The organism is Nocardia sp. NPDC060220 (genome assembly GCF_042727815.1).
In the GTDB taxonomy this organism is placed as follows: domain Bacteria; phylum Actinomycetota; class Actinomycetes; order Mycobacteriales; family Mycobacteriaceae; genus Nocardia.
The window spans coordinates 1-5,754 of the sequence record NZ_JBHWZY010000435.1; the positions used below are offsets into that span (position 1 = coordinate 1).

Consider the following 5,754-nt stretch of genomic DNA (forward strand, 5'->3'; position numbering starts at 1 on the left):
CACACCCGCCGTTTCTGTGCGTGATCAGCGCGGACTAGCGCTCGATGATCGCCACCACACCCTGGCCGCCCGCGGCGCAGATGGAGACCAGCGCGCGGCCGGACCCCTTCTCCGCCAGCATCTTCGCGGTCGAGGCGACGATGCGGCCGCCGGTCGCGGCGAACGGGTGGCCCGCGGCGAGCGAGGAGCCGTTGACGTTGAGCTTGCTACGGTCGATCGAGCCCAGCGCGCCGTCGAGGCCGAGGCGCTCCTTGCAGTAGGCGTCGGACTCCCACGCGGCCAGGGTGGCCAGCACCACGGAGGCGAAGGCCTCGTGGATCTCGTAGTAGTCGAAGTCCTGCAGGGTCAGGCCGTTGCGGGCCAGCAGGCGCGCGACCGCGTAGGTGGGCGCCATCAGCAGGCCGTCGGGGCCGTGGATGTAGTCCACCGCGGCGACCTCGGAGTCGACCAGGTGGGCCAGCACCGGCAGGTTGCGCTCGGCCGCCCACTCGTCGGTGGACAGCAGCACCGCGGACGCGCCGTCGGTGAGCGGGGTCGAGTTGCCCGCGGTCATGGTGGCGTCGCCCGCCTTGACGCCGAACACCGGCTTCAGGGTCGACAGCTTCTCCACGGTGGAGCCGGGACGCAGGTTGTCGTCGCGGGTCAGGCCGAGGAACGGGGTGATCAGGTCGTCGAAGAAGCCACGGTCGTAGGCGGCCGCCATGTTCTTGTGCGAGAGGTAGGCCAGCTCGTCCTGCGCTTCGCGGGCGACGCCGAATTCCTTCGCGGTGATGGCGGCGTGCTCACCCATCGACAGACCGGTGCGCGGCTCGGCGTTCTTGGGGATCTCGATGCCCAGCATCGAGGGGCGCAGCTGGCCGACCAGCTTGACCTTGTCCTTGGTGGTCCGGGCGCGGTTGGCGGTGAGCATCCACTCGCGCATGTCCTCGCTCACGCCGATCGGCGCGTCGGAGGTGGTGTCGGCGCCGCCGCCGATGCCGGACTCGATACGACCCAGCGCGATCGCGTCACCGACGGTGACGATCGACTGCAGGCCGGTGCCACAGGCGAGCTGCAGGTCGTGGGCCGGGGTGTAGGGCGAGAGCTTCGAGCCGAGCACGCTCTCGCGGATCAGGCTGTGCTCGCCGACCTTCTTGAGCACAGCGCCGCCGACGACCATGCCCAGGCGCTCGCCCTGCAGACCGAACCGGCTGACCAGCCCATCGAGGGCGGCGGTGAACATGTCCTGATTGGACGCCTTGGCGTAGGCCTTGTCGGAGCGCGCGAACGGGATGCGGTTGCCGCCAACGATGGCAATCGGGCGCTGGGTCTTCGCGGCCTTGGCAGGCTTAGCTGCGGCCTTGGCCGTCGCCGAGCGGGCTTTGCTTGTCACTCGAGTTCTCCATGGTCTCGTCGGTTCCGGGTAACGCCGGCCGCTGGAATCGGCCCCCGTGCGGTCGCGGCGTCGTATCGGTTTACATTAAACTTACTCCGGAGTAAGTTCGTTGTCGACACCGTACCCGCAAGTGTGCGCTCACACGGGGGACACTGGGCGGAGCACGGTCACCACACTCGTCGAGCACAGAGAAGGTAGGAACAGTGGCAGCCAAGAGCAAGGGTGCACCGAACCTCTACGGATCTTTCATCCACTCCGCCCCCGGCGCGTTCCTCGCGAGCAAGCTGGGCCTCCCGCAGCCGGCCGAACTGCGCCGCTACAAGGCGGGCGAGCCCGCGCTGCCCGGCCCGGTGCTGCTCGGCGGCAAGGGTCGCCTGGCCGAGCCGGTCCGCGCGCTGCTGTCGGACTACACCGTCGCGGACTCGCTCGAATCGGGCACCAAGTACGGCGCGCTGGTCTTCGACGCCACCGGCATCGATTCGATCGACAAGCTCGCGCAGCTGTTCGAGTTCTTCCAGCCGGCCATGCGCAGCCTCGCGCCGTCGGGCCGTGTCGTGGTTCTGGGCACCACCCCCGAACTGGTCGGCTCGGTCGACGAGCAGATCGCCCAGCGCGCGCTCGAGGGCTTCACCCGTTCGGTCGCCAAGGAGCTGCTGCGCGGCGCGACCGGCCAGCTCGTCTACGTGCACCCCGAAGCGGGCGCATCCGCGACCGGCCTCGAGTCGACTCTGCGCTTCCTGCTCTCCGGTAAGTCGGCCTTCGTCGACGGTCAGGTCATCCGGGTCGGTTCCGCCGACTCGGTCGCCCCGGCGTCGTGGGACAAGCCGCTCGCGGGCAAGGTCGCCGTCGTGACCGGTGCCGCGCGCGGTATCGGCGCCACCATCGCCGAGGTGTTCGCCCGTGACGGCGCCACCGTGATCGTCGCCGACATCCCCGCCGCGGGCGAGGCGCTGTCCGACACCGCGAACAAGATCGGCGCCACCGCGCTGGCCCTCGACGTCACCGCGCCCGACGCCGCCGAGCGGCTGGCCGACTTCGCCACCGAGCGTTTCGGCGGCATCGACATCGTCGTCCACAACGCCGGCATCACCCGCGACAAGCTGCTCGCCAACATGGACGAGGGCCGCTGGAGCTCGGTGATCAATGTCAACCTCGCTGCCCCGCACCGCATCACCTCCGGCCTCGTCGCCAAGGGTGTGCTCAAGGAAGGCGGGCGCGTGATCGACGTGTCCTCCATCGCGGGCATCGCGGGCAACCGCGGCCAGACCAACTACGGCGCGTCCAAGGCGGGCGTCATCGGCATGGTCGACGCCGAGTCCCCGCTGCTGGCCGAGAAGGGCATCACCATCAACGCGGTGGCACCCGGCTTCATCGAGACCGCGATGACCGCCGCCATCCCCGTCGGCACCCGCGAGGCCGGTCGCCTGATGAGCTCGCTGCTGCAGGGTGGCCAGACCGTCGACGTCGCCGAGACCATCGCCTACTTCGCGAGCCCCGCGTCGAACGCGGTGAGCGGCAACGTGGTTCGCGTCTGCGGTCAGAGCCTGATCGGCGCCTGATGACTCAGACGATCACCCTCACCGAGGTTCCCAAGAACGGCGGCCTGTACGCCAAGGCGGCGCTGGGGGCCATCCCGCTGCCCGCTCCGCTGTCGGCGCGCAAGCCCACCCTGCCCGACCGTCGAGTAGTCCTCGAGGGCGTGCGGGTCGACCCCGACCATCTCGCCGCGTACTGTCATGCCACCGGCCTGCGTTTCAGCGACACCTTGCCGCTGACGTACCCGTTCATCCTCAGCTTCCCGCTGGCGATGCAACTCGTCGTCGCACGGGATTTCCCGTTCAGCGCGGTCGGTGCGGTGCACTTCGAGAACGTCATCGAACGCACCCGCGAGATCTCGGTCGCCGAGCCCCTCGATTTCTCCACCCATATCGAGAACCTCCGCGAACACCCGAAAGGTCTTCTGGTGGACGCGATCACGGAGATCAGCGTCGGTCGTGAACTCGTCTGGCGGCAGGTGACCACCTTCCTGCACCAGCAGCGCACGTCGCTCTCGGGCGGTCCCAAGTCGGCGCCCCCCGCCGATGAGGTGCCCCCGCCCCCGTTGCGCGTGCAGCGCGTGGATCAGAAGATGATCAACCGCTACGCCGCCGCGTCCGGCGACCACAATCCGATCCACGTCTCCGGGATCGGCGCGAAGGCAATGGGTTTCCCGCAGACCATCGCCCACGGCATGTGGTCGGCGGCAGCGATCCTCAGCACCATCGAGGGCCGCGTCCCCGAAAAGGCCACTTACGCGGTCAAGTTCGGCAAGCCGATCTTCCTTCCGTCCTCGGTGAACATCTACGCCGACCAGGTCGGATCCGGCTGGGATCTCTCCATCCTGCATCCCAAGAAGGGGTACCCACACCTCACCGCAACCTTGCGCTGAGTCTCCACCGGCAAGGGCCGCACACTCCAGGGGGGTGTGCGGCCCTTACTGGTTTCAGGGCACGGTGAATCGGTCGTCACGACGGATTGTGTTCGGGGCCTTACGCTTTCGAGGATCTCGCCGATCGTCATCCCGATAGGTGTCGTTACGGGCAATTGCTGTGACTTTACTCATCGACATAAAACGATTCGCTATGAAGTTGCCATAAGGAATTCTGGCGCCCATTTTGGTCTACCGTCCGGTGTTTTCTTCTGCGTGCTAAGAAATTGCCCGAGGCGCGGAGGGCTGACTTTGTAGTGTTGCCCGGCTGTCAATACCGCGGGCTCGCGCCACCGGGCAACTATTCGGCATCTGAACACCGTGGTGGCCGAATTTCGAGCATTCCGGTTCCTCTGAAACGCGTGTAGAACTTCTCTTGCCCAGCGATCGTTCGGTCGCGTCGGCGGGTTCACCTGATCCAGATCCGTGGCGAGAAGTGTTGTGGAGGAAGCGTTGTGAACAAGATCAGTCATTCGAATCGGGGGATTCTGCGCGCGGTTGCTCTCGTGGGGGCGGCGCTGTCGCTGGTCGCGAGCGCCGGCGCGGCGGCAGGCGCGGACACCGGAAGCGGCGAGACCGGAAGCGGGGTAATCGACACGGGCAGCGGGATTCTGGGGGATCTGCTCGATACCGGCAGTGGAATCCTCGGCGGTAGCTCGAGCGGTGGGTCGTCCGAGAGCGTGCAGCCGTGCAACCGCTCGACCAAGTCCGGCGGGGCCGGCGTCACCAACACGACGCATCAGCTCGGCGTCACCGGACCGACCTCGTTCGTCCTGACCTACGAAACCCTCAACATTCCCGACCGCATTCAGGTCTTCTACGAGGGCGGGCAGGTGCTCGACACCGGCTACGTCGGCGACAATGCCAACCAGGGCACCGGATCTCGGGTCGTTTCGTTGCCCGCGGGGTCGTCCTCGACGGTGAGCGTTCGGGTCACAGGCCCGAATGACACCCAGTGGGAGTACACGGTCAACTGCCCGTCGTAGCGCGACCGGTCCATCCCGGTCGATATCGCACGTGTCGGGGCCGCATACCCGAAAAGGCATGCGGCCCTGAGCAAACAGCTATCTGGCAGAAAACTGACAGCACATATTCCGGTAAGCGCAGCGCACGGCGGGAAAACATGAATATGGCTGCCGCCCAATCGGTTACACACCGGAACTCGTTACAGGTTTTCATGGTGATATCAATCATGGACTAAGCCGATCAGTAACTGGGTATACAGCAAGGTTCGGCACAAGCGTGATGCTCTGCCTCGATCCCTCGCTGCGGGGATCTTGCCGCGGTTCGTGTGATTGATCGATCGTCCAGCGGTAATGATCTTGTTCGAGCTCCCGATCGTTGTGCCGAACGGCGGTCTTCGAGCAATCGATATGAGATCCCCGAAACGAGTTCTGCCGTCAGGCACTCAACGGGCAAATGCACAGCAATGGTTCGGCGAATGCCCCGAATGTCGCGGGCTAGGGAGCCGCCGCCGACCGTGTTAGAAACTTTCAGTCGGCAACAAAGTCGGCAATCATGGTTAATACCAAGGGGTTTCATTTCATGAAGAAGATTCGCACGCTCGGCTTCGGCATCGTCATCGCCGCCGGGATGGCCGTGTTCGGCACGGGCATCGCCACCGCGGACGAGGTCCCGCCGGTTGTCACCGAACCCGGCACCGGCGGCACGGGCGAGGAGGCCACCACCGGTTCGGCCGGCAGCCTGGCGGCGATCCTGAAGGCGCTCACCAGCGGCTCGTCGGCGGCGGAGGACCCGGCGGACACCGAGACCGGCACCGAGGTCGCCGACGAGACCGAACCCGGCACCGGCGGCACGGGCGACGACGCCTCGACCGGTTCGGCCGACAGTCTGGCCGCGATCCTGAAGGCGCTCACCAGCGGCTCGGCAGCGGCTGAGGACCCGGCGGACA

General features: G+C 66.7%; 4 protein-coding genes and 1 pseudogene. 4 read left to right on the top strand and 1 reads right to left on the bottom strand.

Annotated elements, in window-relative coordinates; translation table 11 throughout:
• Window positions 1-34: 34 nt before the first annotated feature.
• On the bottom strand, window positions 35-1,372 hold the full coding sequence (locus tag ACFWF3_RS21700; protein WP_379315042.1) for an acetyl-CoA C-acetyltransferase: 1,338 nt from the start codon (window positions 1,370-1,372) through the stop codon (window positions 35-37).
• 206 nt (window positions 1,373-1,578) lie between these two features.
• On the opposite strand from ACFWF3_RS21700, the gene ACFWF3_RS21705 reads away from it, so the two are divergent.
• From ACFWF3_RS21705 to ACFWF3_RS21720, 4 genes and pseudogenes are all read left to right on the top strand, one after another.
• Window positions 1,579-2,934: a 3-oxoacyl-ACP reductase gene (locus tag ACFWF3_RS21705; protein WP_378989186.1), complete on the top strand. Its 1,356-nt coding sequence runs from the start codon at window positions 1,579-1,581 to the stop codon at window positions 2,932-2,934.
• A complete protein-coding gene (locus ACFWF3_RS21710) occupies window positions 2,934-3,803 on the top strand; it encodes a MaoC family dehydratase (RefSeq protein ID WP_379315043.1) in 870 nt (289 codons plus the stop codon). The genes ACFWF3_RS21705 and ACFWF3_RS21710 overlap by 1 nt, the downstream gene beginning before the upstream one ends.
• A gap of 494 nt (window positions 3,804-4,297) precedes the next feature.
• On the top strand, window positions 4,298-4,828 hold the full coding sequence (locus tag ACFWF3_RS21715) for a hypothetical protein (RefSeq protein WP_379315044.1): 531 nt from the start codon (window positions 4,298-4,300) through the stop codon (window positions 4,826-4,828).
• A gap of 559 nt (window positions 4,829-5,387) precedes the next feature.
• Window positions 5,388-5,754, top strand: a pseudogene (locus tag ACFWF3_RS21720) (hypothetical protein); the annotation flags it as partial.